The organism is Pseudomonas paraeruginosa, assembly GCF_003025345.2.
In the GTDB taxonomy this organism is placed as follows: Bacteria; Pseudomonadota; Gammaproteobacteria; order Pseudomonadales; family Pseudomonadaceae; genus Pseudomonas; species Pseudomonas paraeruginosa.
The window spans coordinates 3,020,491-3,039,621 of the sequence record NZ_CP020560.1; the positions used below are offsets into that span (position 1 = coordinate 3,020,491).

At 68.1% G+C, this 19,131-nt stretch carries 15 protein-coding genes and 1 pseudogene; 6 read left to right on the forward strand and 10 right to left on the reverse strand.

Translation table 11 applies throughout. The annotated features are described in order from the left end of the window. Positions 1-3: 3 nt before the first annotated feature. From B7D75_RS14290 to B7D75_RS14305, 4 genes are read left to right on the forward strand one after another with little or no spacing between them, the layout of a single operon-like run. Positions 4-942 carry a DUF72 domain-containing protein gene (locus tag B7D75_RS14290; protein ID WP_012075908.1) on the forward strand — a complete coding sequence of 313 codons (939 nt, stop codon included), beginning with the start codon at positions 4-6 and terminating at the stop codon, positions 940-942. After that, positions 939-1,676: an endonuclease/exonuclease/phosphatase family protein gene (locus B7D75_RS14295; protein WP_012075909.1), complete on the forward strand. Its 738-nt coding sequence runs from the start codon at positions 939-941 to the stop codon at positions 1,674-1,676. Before B7D75_RS14290 ends, B7D75_RS14295 begins: the two co-directional genes overlap by 4 nt. Continuing rightward, positions 1,673-2,878, forward strand: a complete 1,206-nt coding sequence (clsB, locus tag B7D75_RS14300; protein ID WP_012075910.1) for a cardiolipin synthase ClsB — start codon at positions 1,673-1,675, stop codon at positions 2,876-2,878. Before B7D75_RS14295 ends, clsB begins: the two co-directional genes overlap by 4 nt. After that, entirely contained in the window at positions 2,875-3,870 is a 996-nt protein-coding gene (locus B7D75_RS14305; RefSeq protein ID WP_012075911.1) for a lysylphosphatidylglycerol synthase domain-containing protein, read from the forward strand. Before clsB ends, B7D75_RS14305 begins: the two co-directional genes overlap by 4 nt. A 1-nt stretch (position 3,871) precedes the next feature. Here the strand turns inward: B7D75_RS14305 and glgB are convergent, their stop codons facing one another. The 9 genes and pseudogenes from glgB to B7D75_RS14350 form a co-directional block, all read right to left on the reverse strand. Further along, on the reverse strand, positions 3,872-6,070 hold the full coding sequence (gene glgB / locus B7D75_RS14310) for a 1,4-alpha-glucan branching protein GlgB (protein WP_107114145.1): 2,199 nt from the start codon (positions 6,068-6,070) through the stop codon (positions 3,872-3,874). Then, positions 6,067-9,369 (reverse strand): maltose alpha-D-glucosyltransferase, encoded by a 3,303-nt coding sequence (gene treS / locus B7D75_RS14315; protein WP_034078981.1) that lies wholly within the window; start codon positions 9,367-9,369, stop codon positions 6,067-6,069. Before treS ends, glgB begins: the two co-directional genes overlap by 4 nt. Positions 9,370-9,379: 10 nt before the next feature. After that, positions 9,380-11,374 carry an alpha-1,4-glucan--maltose-1-phosphate maltosyltransferase gene (locus B7D75_RS14320; protein ID WP_034078979.1) on the reverse strand — a complete coding sequence of 665 codons (1,995 nt, stop codon included), beginning with the start codon at positions 11,372-11,374 and terminating at the stop codon, positions 9,380-9,382. Positions 11,375-11,526: 152 nt separating this feature from the next. Further along, entirely contained in the window at positions 11,527-12,414 is an 888-nt protein-coding gene (gene ku / locus B7D75_RS14325; RefSeq protein WP_107114146.1) for a non-homologous end joining protein Ku, read from the reverse strand. A gap of 21 nt (positions 12,415-12,435) precedes the next feature. Continuing rightward, positions 12,436-12,678: a hypothetical protein gene (locus B7D75_RS14330; protein WP_012075916.1), complete on the reverse strand. Its 243-nt coding sequence runs from the start codon at positions 12,676-12,678 to the stop codon at positions 12,436-12,438. Positions 12,679-12,691: 13 nt separating this feature from the next. Continuing rightward, a complete protein-coding gene (locus tag B7D75_RS14335) occupies positions 12,692-13,183 on the reverse strand; it encodes an MgtC/SapB family protein (RefSeq protein ID WP_012075917.1) in 492 nt (163 codons plus the stop codon). After that, the gene (locus tag B7D75_RS29940; protein ID WP_012075918.1) at positions 13,180-13,314 is read right to left on the reverse strand and encodes a PSPA7_2676 family Cys-rich small protein; all 135 of its coding nucleotides are present in this window, start codon (positions 13,312-13,314) and stop codon (positions 13,180-13,182) included. Before B7D75_RS29940 ends, B7D75_RS14335 begins: the two co-directional genes overlap by 4 nt. Before the next feature lie 96 nt (positions 13,315-13,410). After that, a pseudogene (gene katE / locus B7D75_RS14345) lies at positions 13,411-15,552 on the reverse strand (catalase HPII); the annotation flags it as partial. A gap of 68 nt (positions 15,553-15,620) precedes the next feature. Further along, on the reverse strand, positions 15,621-15,788 hold the full coding sequence (locus tag B7D75_RS14350) for a con-10 family general stress protein (protein ID WP_012075920.1): 168 nt from the start codon (positions 15,786-15,788) through the stop codon (positions 15,621-15,623). A 249-nt stretch (positions 15,789-16,037) separates the two neighbouring features. Here B7D75_RS14350 and B7D75_RS29585 point away from each other — a divergent pair, with 249 nt between their 5' ends. After that, positions 16,038-16,202, forward strand: a complete 165-nt coding sequence (locus tag B7D75_RS29585) for a hypothetical protein (RefSeq protein WP_162835991.1) — start codon at positions 16,038-16,040, stop codon at positions 16,200-16,202. A gap of 85 nt (positions 16,203-16,287) precedes the next feature. Further along, complete coding sequence (locus B7D75_RS14355; protein ID WP_012075922.1) at positions 16,288-16,686, forward strand: hypothetical protein; 399 nt, start codon at positions 16,288-16,290, stop codon at positions 16,684-16,686. Positions 16,687-16,692: 6 nt separating this feature from the next. On the opposite strand, the gene B7D75_RS14360 is transcribed toward B7D75_RS14355, so the two are convergent. Then, positions 16,693-19,131: a glycogen/starch/alpha-glucan phosphorylase gene (locus tag B7D75_RS14360; RefSeq protein ID WP_012075923.1), complete on the reverse strand. Its 2,439-nt coding sequence runs from the start codon at positions 19,129-19,131 to the stop codon at positions 16,693-16,695.

Sequence of the window (19,131 nt, forward strand, 5' to 3'; positions counted from 1 at the left end):
GGCATGGACGCACAGGCGCGCCTGCGCATCGGCATATCCGGTTGGCGCTACGCACCCTGGCGGGGTGACTTCTATCCCGAGGGGCTGCGCCAGAGGGACGAACTGCGCTTCGCCTCGCGGGCGGTGAACAGCATCGAGATCAACGGCACCTTCTACGCCCTGCAGACACCCGAGCGCTTCCGTGGCTGGGCCGAGGACACTCCGGAGGACTTCGTCTTCAGCGTCAAGGCGCCGCGCTACATCACCCATGTACGGCGCCTGCGCGACATCGACGAGCCGCTGGCGAACTTCTTCGCCTCCGGCCCCCTCGCCCTGCGCCAGCGCCTCGGCCCGTTCCTCTGGCAGTTCCCGCCGAGCCTGCGCTTCGACCGCGAGCTGTTCGCCGACTTCCTCGCCCGCCTGCCGCGCGACGGCGCCGCCGCGCAGAAGCTCGCCCGGCATGCCGCCGCGCGCCTGCACCGCGAGGGCTACCTCGACGGCGATCCGGCGCAGCGCCTGCGGCATGCCGTGGAAATCCGCCATCCGAGCTTCGTCGACCCGGCGTTCATCGAGCTGCTGCGCGAACACCGGGTCGCCCTGGTGGTGGCCGATACCGCCGGCAAGTGGCCGCTGCTCGGCGACGTCTGCGCCGACTTCCTCTACCTGCGCCTGCACGGTGACAAGGAGTTGTACCGCAGCGGTTACTCGGAAGCGGCCCTGCGCCAATGGCAGGCGCGGATCCGCGCCTGGACCGACGGCGGCCAGGCCGCCGACCTGCAGCGAGCCAGCGACGAGGCGCCGGCCAAGGCAGCGGCACGCGACCTGTATTGCTATTTCGACAACGACGTGAAGGTCCGCGCGCCCTACGACGCCCGCCGCCTCCTGCACCTGCTGGGTCTGGACGGCGACCTGCGGACAGTGCCGGGGCGCTTGCCCGAGGACCTGCGGGAGAGCGCCGCATGAGCCTGCCGCGCCTGCAGGTGCTGACGGTGAACACCCACAAGGGTTTCAATCCGTTCAATCGCCGTTTCATCCTGCCGGAGCTGCGCGAAGCGGTACGCAGCGTCGGCGCCGACCTGGTGTTCCTCCAGGAAGTGCTTGGTTCCCACAGCCTGCACGCCGCGCGCCTGCCGGCCTGGCCGCCGGCGCCGCAATACGAATACCTGGCCGACAGCATGTGGCCGCAGTTCGCCTACGGGCGCAACGCGGTGTATCCCGAGGGTCACCACGGCAACGCCCTGCTCTCCAAGCACCCGATCCTCGATCACCGCAACCTCGACGTCTCGGTGGCCGGCAACGAGGAGCGCGGCCTGCTGCACGCGGTGATCGACATCGGCCGACCGCTGCACGCGGTCTGCGTGCACCTGGGACTGCGCGAGGCGCAGCGCCAGCGCCAGCTGCAACTGCTCTGCGAGCTGGTGACGGGCCTGCCGGAGCGCGAGCCGGTGGTGGTCGCCGGCGACTTCAACGACTGGCGCCAGCGCGCCGACCGCCTGCTCGCCGGGTGCGGCCTGCGCGAAGTCTTCGTCGGCGCCGAGGGCCGGCCGGCGCGCAGCTTCCCGGCGCGCTGGCCCTTGCTGCCGCTGGACCGCATCTACCTGCGCAATGCCCGCGGGCGCCAACCGCGGATCCTCTCGCGGCGGCCGTGGTCGCACCTCTCCGACCACCTGCCGCTGGCGGTTGAGGTGGAACCATGAACTTCCCCTGGCGCGACGGCAACCGCGTGGAGTTGCTGATCAATGGCGAGGAATACTTCCCGCGCCTGTTCCAGTGCATCGCCGCTGCGCGCCGGGAAATCCTCCTGGAGACCTTCATCATCTTCGAGGACGAGGTCGGCCTGCAGTTGCAGGAAGCTCTCAGCGCCGCCGCCGAGCGCGGGGTCGAGGTACAGGTCACGGTGGACGGCTACGGCACCGCCTCGCTCAGCCCGGACTACCTGGCCCGGCTCACCGCCTCCGGGGTCCGCGTGCACCTGTTCGACCCGCGTCCGCGCCTGCTCGGCATGCGTACCAACCTGTTCCGCCGGTTGCATCGCAAGCTGGTGGTGATCGATCGCCAGCAGGCCTTCGTCGGCGGCATCAACTATGGCGAGGATCATCTCGTGCGCCGCGGCAACATGGCCAAGCAGGACTACGCGGTGCGCGTCGAGGGGCCGGTGGTCCGTGACATCCGCCAGGCCTGCCTGGCGTTGCTGGAGCCGGACGCCGACTACCCGCCGTTGCGTCCCTCGGGCGCCGAGCAGCCGGCGCGGGTGCGCCTGGTGATCCGCGACAACGACCAGTCCAGCGACGATATCGAGCGGGAGTACCTGCAGGCGATCCGCCAGGCACGCCGGCGCCTGCTGATCGCCAACGCCTATTTCTTCCCCGGCTACCGCCTGCTGCGCGAACTGCGCGACGCGGCCCGCCGCGGCGTACGTGTCGACCTGGTGCTGCAGGGCATGCCGGACATGCCGCTGGTGCGCCTGTGCAGCCGCCTGCTCTACGATTACCTGCTGCGCGAGGGCGTGCGCATCCACGAATACTGCCAGCGCCCGCTGCATGGCAAGGTCGCGGTGATCGACGACGACTGGACGACCATCGGTTCGAGCAATCTCGATCCCCTCAGCCTGTCGCTGAACCTGGAGGCCAACCTGGTGATCCGCGACCCGGCCTTCAACGGTCAGCTCTACCAGCACCTGCGCCAGCTGGCCCGCCAGCACTGCCGGCGGATCAGCCGCCGGCACGCCAGGCGCGGCTACTGGTGGCGGGCGCCGCTGATCTTCCTCGGCTTCCACTTTTCCAGGCACTTCCCGGCCATCGCCGGCTGGGTCCCCGCCCATCTGCCGCGCCTGAAATCACTGGAGCCGCATCCGCCGAAGCGCTGGCGGGAGCGCCAGGGGCAGCGGGGCAATCCATGAACGACGGCAGCCCCGGCAATGCCCCCGCGGCGCCGCGCCGCGGCTACTGGCGCGGGTTGCGCAAGCTGCTGACCCTGGCGTTCTTCGTGCTGGTCCCGCTGCTGCTGTTCCTGCTGGTGAAGAATCTCGACTGGCAGGAAGTGCGCCACGCCCTCGGCGAATACCGTCCCGCCACCCTGCTCCTCGGCCTGCTGCTGGCCACCGCCAGCTATACGGTGTTCAGCAGCTTCGACCTGCTCAGCCGCTACTACATCGGCCACTCGCTGCCCAAGCGACGGGTCTTCACCGTGGCGTTCGTGTGCAACGCGTTCAATCTCAACCTGAGTTCCTGGGTCGGCGCCGTGGCGCTGCGCTATCGCCTGTACAGCCGGCTTGGCCTGGGCATTGCCGACATCACCCGGATCCTTACCTTCAGCCTGGTGACCAACTGGTTCGGTTACCTGCTGCTCGCCGGCACCCTCTTCAGCTGCGGCCTGCCGGCCCTGCCGCCGGGCTGGAAGCTCGGCAGCGACGGCCTGCGCCTGATCGGGCTGCTCCTGCTGGCACTGGCCGCCGGCTACCTGCTGGCCTGCCGTTTCGCCCGGCGCCGGGCATGGGGCTGGCGCGAGCACCGGCTGACCCTGCCGTCCTGGCGGCTGGCGGCGTTGCAGGGCCTGCTCGGGGCGAGCAACTGGTCGCTGATGGCGTTGCTGCTGTACAGCCTGCTGCCGCACAGCGTGGATTACCCGACCGTCCTGGCGATCCTCCTGATCAGCAGCATCGCCGGGGTGGTCACCCATATCCCGGCGGGGCTCGGGGTGCTCGAGGCGGTGTTCATCGCCCTGCTCCAGGGGCGCCTGTCCCAGGGCGTGCTGCTGGCCGCGCTGATCGGCTACCGGGTGCTGTACTTCCTCCTGCCCCTGGCGCTGGCCTGCGTGGTCTACCTGCTGCTGGAACGCCGGGCGATCCGCTTGCGCCGCAAGCAGCGCCGCCTGCGCCAGGGGCAGGCCTGAGTCAGCCGGCCGGACGCAGCAGCAACGTGCCCAGCGGCGGCAGGTCGAGCAGCAGCGACTGCGCCTGGCCATGGGCCCCGGCCGGTTCGCTGGCGACCCGGCCCTGGCTGCCGGCGCCGGAACCGGCGTATGCCTGCGCGTCGCTGTTGAGCAGCACGTCCCAGTCGCCGCCTTGCGGTACGCCGATCCGATAGCCCTGGCGCGGCACCGGGGTGAAGTTGTGCACCGCCAGCAGCGAGGGCTCGCCGGCCGCGTGGCGCAGCCAGGCGTAGACACTGTTGGCCTGGTCGTCGCCGATCAGCCATTCGAAGCCGAGGGCCTCGCCGTCGCGCGCATGCAGCGCGGGAACCTCGTGGTAGAGGCGGTTGAGCGTCGCCACCAGGTCCTGTACGCCCTGGTGTTCCGGATAGCGCAACAGGTACCAGTCCAGCTCGCCGTCATGGTTCCACTCGCGCCATTGGCCGAACTCGCAGCCCATGAACAACAGCTTCTTGCCCGGGTGCGACCACATGAAGCTCAGGTACAGGCGCAGGTTGGCGAACTTCTGCCAGCGGTCGCCGGGCATCTTGTCCAGTAGCGAATGCTTGCCGTGCACCACCTCGTCGTGGGAGATCGGCAGGATGAAATGCTCGGAGAAGGCGTAGAGCAGGCCGAAGGTCAACTGGTGGTGGTGATAGCGCCGGTGCAGCGGGTCTTCGCCGATGTACGCCAGGCTGTCGTGCATCCAGCCCATGTTCCACTTGTGGCTGAAGCCGAGGCCGCCCTCCGCCACCGGACGGCTGACGCCGGGCCAGGCGGTGGATTCCTCGGCGATCACCAGCGCCCCGGGGGTCTCGCTGGCGACCACCTGGTTGAGATGATGGAGGAAATCGATGGCCTCCAGGTTCTCCCGGCCGCCATGGCGGTTCGGCAGCCATTCGCCTTCCTTGCGCGAATAGTCGCGGTAGAGCATCGAGGCCACGGCATCCACCCGCAGTCCGTCGACGTGATAGGTGCGCAGCCAATGCAGCGCCGAGGCCAGCATGAAGCCGTGCACCTCGCTGCGGCCGAGGTTGTAGATGTAGGTATCCCAGTCCTGGTGGAAGCCTTCGAAGGGATGTTCGTACTCGTACAGTGCCGTGCCGTCGAAACGGCCCAGGCCATGGGCGTCGGTGGGGAAATGCGCCGGTACCCAGTCGAGGATCACGCCGATCCCGGCCTGATGGCAGGCGTCGACGAACCCGGCGAAGTCCTCCGGCGTGCCGTAGCGCGCGGTCGGCGCGAACAGCCCGAGCGGCTGGTAGCCCCAGGAACCGCCGAAGGGGTGCTCCATCACCGGCATCAGTTCGATATGGCTGAAGCCGAGCTGGCGCACGTAGGGAATCAGTTCCTCCGCCAGTTCCGACCAGCGCGGCGGCCGGCCGTCGCGGTGGCGCCAGGAACCGGCGTGAACCTCGTAGATCGACAGCGGCGCCGCGTAGCCCTGGCGCTCCGCGCGCCGCGCCAGCCAGTCCTGGTCGCGCCATTCGTGGCGCAGCGCCGCGCAGGTCTTCGAGGCGGTCCCGGGCGGCGTCTCGCAGGCCAGTGCCAACGGGTCGGCCTTCAGCGGCAGGAGGCCGGCGTGGCCCTGCAACTCGTACTTGTACAGTTCGCCCGCGCCGAGACGCGGGATGAACAGTTCCCAGACGCCGGAGGGATAGCGCCGCCGCATCGGATGGCGGCGCCCATCCCAACCATTGAAATCGCCGACCACCGAGACGCGCACGGCGTTCGGCGCCCATACCGCGAAGCGCACGCCGTCCACGCCTTCGTGACGGGTCAGTTGTGCGCCCAGGCAGGAAGCCAGCTGGCGGTGGTTGCCTTCGGCGAACAGGTACAGGTCGAGTTCGCCGAGCAACGGCCCGAAGGCATAGGGGTCCTCGCTTTCCTGCACGCCGTCCGGCCAGTGCGTGCGCAGGCGGTAGCGCGCCGGCAGGCGCTCCAGGTGGCGCTGGAACAGGCCGCTGCCCGGGTCGCTCTGCTCCAGCTCGGCGAGCGTCGCACCGTCTTCGTCGAGCAGTTCGACGCGCTGCGCGCCGGGCAGGTAGGCGCGCAGCACGCCGCCTTCGCCGTCGGCGTCGCGTTGCGGGCCGAGGAAGGCGAAGGGATCGCCCTGCAGGCCGCGTTGCAGCTTGTCCAGTTCCAATTGCCAGCGTTCGCGTTCGGACATCGGTTCGCTCATCGGTTCTTGCCCTTCAGGAGGTGTTCGGTGAGTTCGGCCAGACCGGCGAGCGGCACTTCCAGCCAGTCGGGGCGGTAGTCGGCTTCGTAGAGCAGTTCGTAGGCGGCCTTTTCCAGGCAGGCCAGGGCCAGCGCCGCGCCCTCGCCTTCGCGGCCGTGCCAGGCGTGCGCGAGGCCCGCCGCGGCGGCGCGGTAGCCGGCCAGGAAGGCGTCGCGGGCCTCGCCGCGATAGCGCGTGGCGACCTTGCGCCGGGCGCTGTCGGCCTGTTCCGAGCTGTCGGTGCTCTGCGCGTTGCGCAGGACCATCGCCGCCGCGTAGTCGAACGAGCGCAGCATGCCGCCGACGTCCTTCATCGGGCTGTGGCGCTGGCGGCGTTCTTCCAGGCTGCGCGCCGGCTCGCCTTCGAAGTCGATGAAGCGCGCGTCGCCCTGGACCATCAGCACCTGGCCCAGGTGCAGGTCGCCGTGGACCCGGATCAGCAGCCCGCCGGCGGCCTGCCGGGCCAGCAGCGGCAGGCGTTCGAGCAGCGCCGGCAGGCGTTCCAGCAGGTGCCGCGCCTGTTCCGCCGCCTCGCCCTGCAACGGCCGCGGCGGCTCGCCCAGGCGCTCGGCGGCCTCGCGCAACTGCTCGGCGATGCGCAGCGCCCAGGCCTGGACGCTGGCGTCGTCGCTCTCGCGGCTGCCGAAGGCCGGGTCGTCCGACTCGCCGGCCAGTACGCTGTGCATCTCACCGAGCCGGGCCCCGAGGTTGGCGGCGAAGCCGCGCAGTTCGGCGAGGCTGTCGTATTGCCCTTCGAGCGCCTCGCTGGCCCCGGAGATCTCGTCGCGCACGGCCCGCTCCAGGTTGTCCAGGGTCCAGTTCCAGGCGTCGCCCTGGTTGCTCAGGTAACCCTGCAGGATCGCCAGGGTATGCGGCACGCCCGCGGCGTCGACCCGCCGCACTTCGCCGAGCAGCGGGGCGATGCCCGGGTAGCCGTGGCGGGTCAGGTAGCCGCCGACCTCGATCTCCGGGTGCAGCCCGGGAAGGATCTTGCGCAGCACCTTGAGGACCATGCGCTCGCCGAAGCGGATCGAGCTGTTGGACTGTTCCACCGCGAATGGCAGGACCTCCTCGTCGGCGATGTCGTCCAGCTCCGCCAGGCCCGCCGCCGGGACGAACTGGATCTCGCCGTCGCCGTGGGCGATCAGCGCCTCGGCGCGGAGTTGCGCGAGGACCCTGCGGGCGAACAGCGGCAGGCTGGCGGCGTCGGTCAGCAGGCCGACCTTGCGTCCGCGCCGCAGCCGCGCCAGGGCCAGCAGTTGCGGCAGGCTGTCGCCGCGCTGGTCGGCGTCGAGGAAGCCCAGTGGCAACTGGTAGCGCAGCCCGTCGATCTCGACTTCGCACAGCGCGCAGCGCGGCTCCGCCTCGTCCACCGGAACGATGTAGCAGAGCCGCGGCTGGCCCTTCTCGCCGGCGAACCAGCGGCGCTTCGGCAGGTAGGCCGGCAGCGTCTCGCCTTCCAGGATGTCCCGCGAGGCGCCCTGCAACAGTTCGCCGAGGCGCTGCTTGACCACCAGGGTCGGCAGTTCCGGCAGGCGCTCGTCCGCGGCCACGTGCCAGCTCGGCATCTGCGCCGCGTCGGCCAGGTAGAACCAGTAGAAGCCGTAGGGTGGCAGGGTCAGCAGGTAGGTCAGCTCGCCGATCGGCGGGAACGACATGCCGCCGACCATTTCCACCGGCACCTTGCCGGCGTGCGCCGCCAGGTCCAGTTCCACCGCCTGCGCCGCGCGCGACAGGTTGGCCACGCAGAGGATGCTGTCCCGGCGTTCGCCCTCGGCGTATTCGCGCAGGTAGGCGAGGATCCGCCGGTTGCTCGGCGCGAGCATCTTCAGGCTGCCGCGGCCGAAGGCCCTCTGCTGGCTGCGCACCGCCAGCAGGCGGCGCATCCAGTTGAGCAGCGAATGCGGGTCGCGCGCCTGCGCCTCGACGTTGATCGTCTGGTAGCCGTACAGCGGGTCGAGGATCGGCGGCAGCACCAGCTTCGCCGGGTCGGCGCGGGAAAAGCCACCGTTGCGGTCCACCGACCATTGCATCGGCGTGCGTACGCCATCGCGGTCGCCGAGATAAATGTTGTCGCCCATGCCGATCTCGTCGCCGTAGTACAGGGTCGGCGTGCCCGGCATCGACAGCAGCAGGCTGTGCAGCAGCTCGATGCGCCGCCGGTCGCGCTCCACCAGTGGCGCCAGGCGCCGGCGGATGCCCAGGTTGAGGCGCGCGCGGCGGTCGGCGGCATAGTGGTTCCAGAGATAGTCGCGCTCGTCGTCGGTGACCATCTCCAGGGTCAGCTCGTCGTGGTTGCGCAGGAAGATCGCCCACTGGCAGTTGGCCGGGATGTCCGGGGTCTGGCGCAGGATATCGGTGATCGGATAGCGGTCCTCCTGGGCGATGGCCATGTACATGCGCGGCATCAGCGGGAAATGGAAGGCCATGTGGCATTCGTCGCCCTCGCCGCCATCCTCGCCGCCGAAATACGGCCGGGTGTCCTCCGGCCACTGGTTGGCCTCGGCCAGCAGCATGCGGTCGGGATAATGCGTGTCCAGTTCGGCGCGGATGCGCTTGAGCACCTGGTGGGTTTCCGGCAGGTTCTCGCTGCTGGTGCCGTCGCGTTCGATCAGGTAGGGAATCGCGTCCAGGCGCAGGCCGTCGACGCCCATGTCCAGCCAGTAGCGCATGACCCCGAGCACCTCGCGCAGCACCTGCGGGTTGTCGAAGTTCAGGTCCGGCTGGTGGGAATAGAAGCGGTGCCAGTAATACTGCTGGGCGACCGGGTCCCAGGTCCAGTTGGACTGCTCGGTGTCGATGAAGATGATCCGCGTGCCCTGGTATTTCTCGTCGCTGTCCGACCACACGTAGTAATCGCGGGCGCGCGACCCCTTCTTCGCGTGGCGGGCGCGGATGAACCAGGGATGCTGGTCGGAGGTGTGATTGATCACCAGTTCGGTGATCACCCGCAGGCCGCGCCGATGGGCCTCGGCGATGAAGCGGCGGGCGTCGGCGAGGCTGCCGTAGTCGCTGTGCACGCCACGGTACTGGGCGATGTCGTAGCCGTCGTCGCGGCGCGGCGAGGGGTAGAACGGCAGCAGCCAGAGGGTGTTCACGCCGAGGTCGGCGATATAATCGAGTTTCTCGATCAGCCCGGCGAAGTCGCCGATGCCGTCGTTGTTGGCATCGTAGAAGGACTTCACGTGGACCTGGTAGATCACTGCGTCCTTGTACCATTGCGGGTCGTTGAGGAAGACCGGTTTCTCGCGTCTGGCCATGGGCTTCTCCTTATGCGTCGACGCGTCGCACGCGCCAGATGCCGAACGGCAGGTGCCAGGGTTCGATGCGCATCCACTGGACCTTGCCGTGCCAGACCCAGCGATGCCCGTTCATCAGGTCCTCGCCCTGGAGACTGGCGTCGTCGGGCAGGCCGAATTCCCACAGCGGCAGTTCGAAATGCGCCTCCTGGGCCTCGTGCGGATCCAGGCAGACCGCTACCAGGATGAAGTTGGCGAGATCCTCGGTACGTTTGCCGAAGTACAGGATGCGCTCGTTCCAGGCGTTGTAGGCCTGGAACCCGAGGTGCGTCTGTAGCGCCCGGTTCTCCCGGCGGATGCGGTTGAGCCGGGTGATCTCGGCGACGATGTTGCCCGGCGCCTGGTAGTCGCGCGGGCGCAGCTGGTATTTCTCCGAATCGAGGTACTCCTCCTTGCCCGGCAAGGCCGCCGCCTCGCACAGCTCGAAGCCGGAATACATGCCCCACAGCCCCGAGCCCATGGTCGCCAGGGCGGCGCGGATGAGGAAGCCGGGGCGGCCGGAGCGTTGCAGGAACCAGGGATTGATGTCCGGGGTGTTGACGAAGAAGTTCGGCCGGTAGCAGTCGCGCCAGGGCGGCTGGTTGAGTTCGGCGAAGTACTCCGCCAGTTCCTGCTTGTCGTTGCGCCAGGTGAAGTAGGTGTAGCTCTGGCTGAAGCCGACCTTGCCCAGGCGCGCCATCATCGCCGGGCGGGTGAAGGCTTCGGAGAGGAAGATCACCTCCGGATGGCGGCCGCGCACCTCGGCGATCAGCCACTCCCAGAACGGCAGCGGCTTGGTGTGCGGGTTGTCGACGCGGAACAGCGTCACGCCCTGCTCCACCCAGCCCAGCACCACGTCGCGCAGGGCTTCCCAGAGGCCCGGCAGGGCCTGTTCGGCATAGAAGTCGACGTTGACGATGTCCTCGTACTTCTTCGGCGGATTTTCCGCGTAGCGCAGGCTGCCATCCGGCCGCCAGGCGAACCAGCCGGGATGCTCGCGCAGCCAGGGATGGTCGGGGGAACACTGGATGGCGAAGTCCAGCGCCAGCTCCATGCCGTGCTCGCGTACCGCGGCGAGCAGCCGGCGGAAGTCCTCGCGATCGCCCAGTTCGGGATGGATCGCCTCGTGGCCGCCCTCCTCGCTGCCGATCGCATAGGGGCTGCCGGGATCGCCGGCCTCGGCGCGCAGGGAGTTGTTGCGGCCCTTGCGATGGGTACGGCCGATGGGATGGATCGGCGGGAAATAGAGAACATCGAAGCCCATCGCGGCGATCTGCGGCAGGCGCCGGATCACATCGTCGAAGGTGCCGTGGCGCGTCGGATCGCCGCTTTCCGAGCGCGGGAACAGTTCGTACCAGCTGGCGAAGCGCGCCAGCGGCCGTTCCACCTCCAACGGGTATTCGCGGCTGCGCACCAGGTGCTCGCGCGGGCCGACCAGGCGCAACAGCTCGCCGGTCTGCGCCGCCAGCCATAGCGCCACCCGCTCCTCGACGCTCTGGCAGGCCTGCAGGCGCCCGGCCAGCGGCGCGCAGGCGGCGGCAATCTCCGGACCACCACGCTCGGCGCAGCGCCGCAGCAGTTCGTCGCCCTCGCGCAGTTCCAGGTCAAGCGGCAGGCGTGCGCCATGCTTGGCGCGCAGTTCGCGGCGATAACCGGCGAAGCGGTCGATCCAGGCCTCGATACGGAAGTACAGGCGGCCGCAGGGCGGCGTGCGCAACCGTGCGCTCCAGAAATCGTTGCCTTCGGGGAACAGCGGCAGGCGCCGCTCCGCGGTTTCCCCGACGCGCCGCCAAACCACCTCGGCGCCGAGCACCTCGTGGCCATCGGCGAAGATCCGCGCGCCGAGGCGCAGGTCGCGGTCGCTCTCGGCCTTCGCCGGATAGGCGCCTTCCTCCACCACCGGGTGGACCGATTCGATGGCGATACGCGGCTGCTGGATGGCGATGACGACCGGATCATCGTCGCTGTTGCGGGCAATCGAACTCATCGAGGCGCGCTCCTTATCGGGTCGTGGGTCCAGTGCTGGAGGTGGCCGGCGCCTGGCGCCGGCACCCGCCGTCCGGGTCGCGGACCCGGACGGTCATTGGTTCCGAGCCTGACGGCGGCGGATTGGTTCAGGTTGTTTTCCCGGCGGCGCGCTCAGGCCTTGCGCCGCGACCGCGAGGCAGCGGACCTGGCGCGGCCCTTCGCGGTGGCAGCGGCCTTGCCGCCATCCTTGGTCTTGGCCTTGCCGCCGCCGGCGCGGGGGCGCAGGCTGCGCTTGAGCAGGTCGGTGAGGTCGATGATGTCGGCGCCCTTGCCGGCCACCTCCTCTTCTTCCTCCACCGCGTGCAGTTGGCCCTTGGCGGCCTTTTCCTCGACCAGCTTCATGATCTTGTCGCTGAAGCTGTCCTTGTATTCGTCAGGCTGCCAATGGGAGGCCATGTCCTCCACCAGGCGCCTGGCCATCTCCAGCTCGCGCCTGTCGAGTTTCGCCGCGGTGACGCTTTCGTCCAGCTCCAGGCCATCCAGGCTGCGCACCTGCGACGGCCAGCGGAGGGTGATCAGCACCAGGGCATCTTCCAGCGGCCGCAGCAGGGCCAGGTGCTGGCGGGTATGCAGGACGACGTTGGCCAGGGCCACCTTGCCGGTGCTTTCCAGGGTTTCCCGCAGCAACGCGTAGACCTTGCCGCCGCGCCGGTCGGGAGACAGGTAGTACGGGGTGTCGAAGTGCTGCAGGGGGATCTCCTGGCTGTCGACGAAGGCGAAGATCTCGATGGTCTGGGTCGACTTGGGATGCGCCGCGCGGATTTCCTCCTCGCTCAGCACCACGTAGCGGCCCTTTTCGTACTCCACGCCCTTGACGATGTGCTCGCGCTCGATCTCCTTGCCGGTGACCTTGTTCACCCGCTTGTAGCCGACCGGGTCCATGCTGCGCTGGTCGAGCCAGTCGAAATCGATGCCCTGCGACGAGGTCGCCGCCGACAGGCTCACCGGGATGTGCACCAGGCCGAAGCTGATCGCGCCTTTCCAGATCGCACGCGCCATGCTGGTTTCCTCCTCGGGTCGTTACAGCGTGCCGCCGTCCGCGTAGTGCACGCGGCCGTCGGCGGCGATGTCGGTGATGCGTTGCAGCAGGTTGTCGGCGGCGGTCTCGGCGTCGCTCAGGCAACTGCAGCCCGGGATCACCACCCACAGCACGCGCACCGGCGCGCCGCGCCGCTTGGGTTGGTAGAGGATCAGGCCGATCGGCTGGCGATGTTCCTGCATCGCGTCGGTCCAGGCGGTACAGGCGGCGAAGTCCTTGAACATGACGGAAATCTCCTCAACGACTATCGGAAGATGGCGGCGAACGGTTCAGACAGGCCAGGACGTGCAGTACCAGCAGCGCCAGGACCGTGCCGAGCACCGCCGTGCCCTGGTGGCCGAGGCCGACCGCGACGCCTATGGCGGTGCTCGCCCAGAGTCCCGCCGCGGTGGTCAGGCCCCTGACCCGGCTTTCCCGCCCGGCCTTGAGGATGGTGCCGGCGCAGAGGAAGCCGATGCCGGCGACGGTGCCCTGGATCACCCGGCTCAGCGCGTCCGCCCCACCGTCCTGCAATTGCAGCGGCATGACGAACAGCGCCGCGCCAAGAGTCACCAGCATGTGCGTGCGCAGGCCGGCGGCCTTGCCGCTCTGCTCGCGCTCGTAGCCGAGCACCGCGCCAAGCGCCGCCGCCAGCAACAGGCGCAACGCGGCGCGGGCGGTCTGCTCGAAGTCGGCGAGGTCGGCGAACTCCTCGCCGAGAATCTTCCACAGCGTCTCCCAGGCGCTCATCGACGGCGCATCCCGCTGTAGCGCAGGGCGCCGCAACGCTGGCAGCGCTCGCAGTCGAAGGCTTCCTCACCCAGCAGCAACGCCGGTTGCCGGCACCAGTCGCAGCCGACGATCAGGCAACGCAAGGTCATCCGGGTCCTCCCGCCGAATCGCTCGGCCAGTCACCCTTTCCTGCTGTGACCGGCGATACGACGGGAAGGTGCGATCGGATTCACCGACGGTCGCCCTCAGGCCGGGATCGCCCCGGTCACCGCCTCGCGTTGCCAGACCCGGTGCTGCAGCAACGCCTGGCGCAGGCCGGGGAACACGTCGGTAGCCGTCGCGCCCAGCACCACGCCGGGATCGCCGGGCAACGAAAGCTGGCTGGCCAGTGCCTGGGCGTCGCCGGCGAAAGCCAGCGGCTTCAGGTGCTTGTAGGCCTCCAGCAGGTAGTGCAGGCCGCGTCCGTCGCTGCCGATGGCCTGGCTGCTGGCCGCGCCAGCGGGGACGAAGACTGCGTCGAAGGCCACCGACGGCAGGCCGTCCCAGGTTCCCTCAGGGACCAGCTCGGCGCCGTTGTCGGCCTGCACCGGCGAGGCGCTGGGAGCGATCAGCTTGGCACTGGCGCCTTCCTTCATCAGCGCGTCGCGCAGGTCGCTGACGTCGCTTTCGGCGACGCCGTTGGCGATCAGGATGGCCACCTTGCGCGAGCGGATGTCGCCGGACAGCAGGTTCATCTGGCTCAGCGCCGGCGACGGGGTCGGCTGCGGCGCCGGGTTGGCCGGCGCCGCCAGCTGCACGCCGAGGTTCGCCGCGACCCTGGCGGCCAGCTGCGGATCGATGTTGAGGAGGATCTGGTTGACCTCGCGCTCGCGGATCGACTGGCGATCGACCTTGGACAGCTCGAAGCTGTAGGCGGCGACGATGTGCGCCTGCTCGGCCTCGCTCATGCTGTGCCAGAACAACGCGGCCTGGCTGAAATGATCGGCGAAGGAATCGGCGCGCTTGCGCAGCTTGGTGCCGGCGACCGGCTCGTGGTAACTGGAGAAGCCACCGTTGCGCGCCGCCGGTGGGGTTTCCTTCGGCCAGCCGCCGTCGATCGAGTTGGGCTCGTAGGAAGCCCGGCCGCGGTTGATGGTCTGCCGGTGCGGCGCATCGCGCTGGTTGTTGTGGAACGGACACAGCGGCCGGTTGATCGGGATCTCGTTGAAGTTCGGCCCGCTCAGGCGCAACAGCTGGGTGTCGGTGTAGGAGAACAGCCGTCCCTGCAACAGCGGGTCGTTGGTGAAGTCGATGCCGGGGACCACGTGGCCGACATGGAACGCCACCTGCTCGGTTTCGGCGAAGAAGTTGTCGGGGTTGCGGTTCAGCACCATCCGCCCCACCACCCTTACCGGCACCAACTCCTCGGGCACCAGCTTGGTGGGGTCGAGCAGGTCGAAGTCGAAGCGGTCCTGCTGGTTCTCCGGGATCACCTGCAGGCCCAGCTCCCATTCGGGATAGTCGCCCTTCTCGATGTCCTCCCAGAGGGTCCGCCGGTTGAAGTCGGGGTCCTTGCCGGCCAGCTTCTGCGCCTCGTCCCAGACCAGCGAACAGGTCCCGGACTTCGGCCGCCAGTGGAACTTCACCAGCACGCTCTCGCCTGCCGCGTTGACCAGGCGGAAGGTATGCACGCCGAAGCCCTGCATGTTGCGGTAGGCGATCGGGATGGCGCGGTCGGACATCAGCCACATGACCATGTGCGCCGACTCCGGGGTCAGCGAGACGAAGTCCCAGAAGGTGTCATGGGCCGAGGCGCCGGTGGGAATCTCATTGTGCGGCTCGGGTTTCACCGCGTGGACGAAGTCGGGGAACTTGATCGCGTCCTGGATGAAGAACACCGGCATGTTGTTGCCGACCAGGTCGAAGTTGCCTTCGTCGGTGTAGAACTTCACCGCGAAGCCGCGCACGTCGCGCACCGTATCGGCGGAGCCGCGCGGCCCCTGCACGGTGGAGAAGCGCACGAACACCGGGGTGCGCTTGCCGGCCTCGGCGAGGAAGCTCGCCTTGGTCAGGTCGCTGAGGTCATCGTAGGCCTCGAAGTAGCCATGGGCGGCGGAGCCACGGGCGTGGACCACGCGCTCGGGGATGCGCTCGTGGTCGAAGTGGGTGATCTTCTCCCGCATGATGAAGTCTTCGAGCAACGACGGGCCGCGCTCGCCGGCCTTCAGGGTGTTCTGGTTGTCGGCGATGCGGGTGCCGGTGTTGGTGCTCAGCGCCTCGCCGGTGGCGTCCTCGCGATAGGCCTCCAGTTGCTCCAGCTTGGCGTTGCTGTTGCCACGATCGACGGTGTCGGTGCCGGCCGCCTGGCTGCGCTGCGGATCGTTCTGCTCGCTCATCGGTTTCCTCTCCTCATCCTCGGCATGAAAATGGGGCGGACGCTTCCCTGCGCCGCCCCCTTCACTTCACTGCTTGACGATCACTGCCCGCCGTGGCTGCGCTGGCCGCCCTTGCGACCGGCCTCGGAAGCGCGTTGCGGGTCGTTCTTGAAGTTGCCGCCGCTGGCCTGGCCGCCCTTCTTGCCGGCTTCCGATGCGCGTTTCGGATCTTCCGCAAAGTTGCCTTTACCACCTTGATGCTGTGCCATTTCTATTTCCTCCGAATAATCTCTTCAGAACAGATTTCATGGATGCATGCGTGGCGCATGCCCTAACTCTGAAAGGACGTTTCGCCAGGGGTTCAGATTATTTTTTCCGAATGAATACGGAGCGCTTTGCCATTACGGTTAGAGGCAGGCCTATATGAGTCTGCGATGTTCTGCCTATTCCATTGCCAGCATTGACAGGACGGCTCGAATTGCTTCAGATGAAAGGCCTTAGAATCTCGGAGGAATGCCATGAAACCCTACGAGCATCCCGTCTACAGAGACCCCGTGGTGAGCAACGAAGAGCCCGGCCGCGATTGCCATGAATGGAATTTCGAGCCGGGCGACAGCGATCAGGAGCCCTATCCCATATATCATGGAAAGGATGCCGAAGAGACGGCGGGAGGAATCCCATAATTATACTTTTCTATTGCATTGCCCGATATTGCAATAGGCTTCTTCAATAATTAAGAATGAACTTGAAAAATAGGTGGAACTCGCCATGGAAAACAGTGACGAAGTGCGTTTCCAGCACTCTTTCATTTCTCTCGTCGAACAGGTGGCGAAACCTCTTTTCGTGGATTCCTGCGAGGAAGCGCGCAGCCACGGCCTCGACTGCAGCGTGGGCCTCGACCTCGACGAGGACGGCCATCCGCGCCTGCGCCTGGAAGTCGGCGAGCCGGGCGCGGAGAAGAGCCACTACAGCCTGCTGGCGATTCCCGGCGAGAGGGTGATCCACCGCCAGTACCTGGCCGGGGCCGGCGAATGGCACAGTCTTCCCGGCGAGCTGGAGTCGATCAACCCGATGGTGCTCGACAGCGAGCTGGCGGTATTCTTCCGCCGCGCCTTCGACCTGCGCCTGGCCGGTCCCGGACGCCGTCATCCGGCCGGCTTCTGGTGATCCGCTTCACAGCTTCCAGATTTCCCGGGCGTATTCGCTGATCGTCCGGTCGGCGCTGAACCAGCCGATCCGCGCCACGTTGAGCAGTGCCGAGCGCCACCAGCGGTCGGGCTCGCGCCACACCTCCTCGACCCTGCACTGGGCCTGCCAGTAGTCCTCGAAGTCGGCGCAGAGCATGAAGCGGTCGTCATGCACCAGGCCGTCCACCAGCCCTTCGTAGCGGCTGCGATCGTCAGCCGAAAACAACCCGCTGCGGATCGCTTCCAGGGCCTCCTCCAGGCGCGGCGAAGCCGCGATCACCCCGCCCATTCCCAGTTCCCCGGCCTGCCGGCGCTGCTCCACCTGCTGGGCGCTGAGGCCGAAGATGAACATGTGCTCCAGGCCGATCCGCTGGCTCATCTCGACGTTGGCGCCATCCAGGGTGCCGATGGTCAGCGCGCCGTTGAGGGCGAACTTCATGTTGCTGGTGCCGGAGGCTTCCAGCCCGGCGGTGGAAATCTGTTCGGAGAGGTCCGCCGCCGGAATGATCGCCTCGGCCAGGCTGACGTTGTAGTTGGGCAGGAACACCAGCTTGAGCAGGCCGCGCACGGTCGGGTCGTCGTTGATGGTGCGGGCGATGTCGTTGGCCAGCTTGATGATCAGCTTGGCCTGGTGGTAGCTGGCGGCGGCCTTGCCGGCGAAGATCTTCACCCGCGGCACGCGGTCGGCGGTCGGATCGTTGCGGATTTCCTGGTACAGCGCGACGGTGTGCAACAGGTTGAGCAACTGCCGCTTGTACTCGTGGATGCGCTTGATGTGCACGTCGAACAGCGCTTCCGCTTCGATCGCAACGCCAAGGGTATCCAGCACCAGGCGCGCCAGGGCGGTCTTGTTGTGGCGTCGCTGCTCGGCGAAGCGGCTGCGCAGCCTGGCGTCCTCGACATGCGCCTCGAGATCGGGCAGGCGCCGCTCCGGGGTGTCCAGCAGGTCCGCGCCGAGGGTCTCCACCAGTAGCCCGGTCAGTTCCGGATTGGCCTGGAACAGCCAGCGGCGGAACGACACGCCGTTGGTCTTGTTGCTGATGCGCTGCGGGTACAGGTGGTGCAGGTCGCGGAACACGGTTTCGCGCATCAGCTCGGTGTGCAGCGCCGACACCCCGTTGATCTGGTGCGAACCGAGGAACGCCAGGTTGCCCATGCGCACTCGCCGGCCATGACCCTCCTCGATCAGGCTGACCGAGCGCAGCAGGTCGAAGTCGTGGATGTCCTGGGCGCGCAGCGCATCGATATGGAAGGCGTTGATCAGGTAGATGATCTGCATGTGCCGCGGCAGCAGGCGCTCCATCAGCGCCACCGGCCAGGATTCGAGCGCCTCCGGCAGCAGCGTGTGGTTGGTGTAGGACAGGCTCGCCACGCTCAACGCCCAGGCGTCCGGCCAGGCCAGCTGGTGCACGTCCACCAGCAGCCGCATCAGCTCGGCGACGGCGATCGCCGGGTGGGTGTCGTTGAGCTGGATCGCCACCTGTTCCGGCAGGCTGCGCAGGTCTGCGTGGCGGCGCAGGTGGCGATCCAGCAGGTCCTGCAGCGAGGCGGAAACGAAGAAGTACTCCTGGCGCAGGCGCAGCTCCTGGCCGGCCTCGGTGCTGTCGGCCGGATACAGCACCCGCGAGATGCTCTCGGCCTTGACCACGTCGACCACCGCGCCGATATGGTCGCCGGCGTTGAAGCGGTCCAGTTGCAGGTCTTCCTCGGCGCGGGCGCGCCACAGGCGCAGGGTGTTCACGCTGGCGCGCCGCCAGCCGACGATCGGGGTGTCGTAGGCGATCGCCCGGATCCGCTCGTCCGGCCGCCAGATGGCGCGACCGCTGTGCTCGCTGTCGACCTGCACGCTGCCGCCGAAGTCGATGTAGTAGCTGACCTCCGGGCGCTCGAACTCCCAGGGGTTGCCGAAGTCCAGCCAGGTCTCGGTCTGCTCCTGCTGCCAGCCGTCGGTGAGCACCTGGCGGAACAGCCCGTGTTCGTAACGGATACCGTAGCCGTGGGCGGGTATGTCGAGGCTGGCCATGCTTTCCATGAAGCACGCCGCCAGGCGTCCGAGGCCGCCGTTGCCGAGCGCCGCGTCGGGCTCCAGGGTGACGATCCGCTGCAGGTCGACGCCGAGTTCGGCGAGGGCCTGGCGGGTCTCCTCGAGCAGCCCGAGGTTGCCGAGGTTGTCCAGCAGCAGGCGACCGATGAGGAACTCCAGGGACAGGTAGTAGACCCGCTTGCGCGCGGGCGCCTGGCCCTGCGGGGTGGCCTCTTCCCAGTGATCGATGATGTGGTCGCGGACCGCCAGCGCCACCGCTTCGAACCAGTCGTGCGGGCAGGCGGTGGAGGGATCGCGGCCGACGCTGTAGCGCAGCTTGGCGAGGATGCTGGCTTTCAGGGTATGGACCGCGCTCGCGGTCTGCTCTTGGCTGTCGGGCAT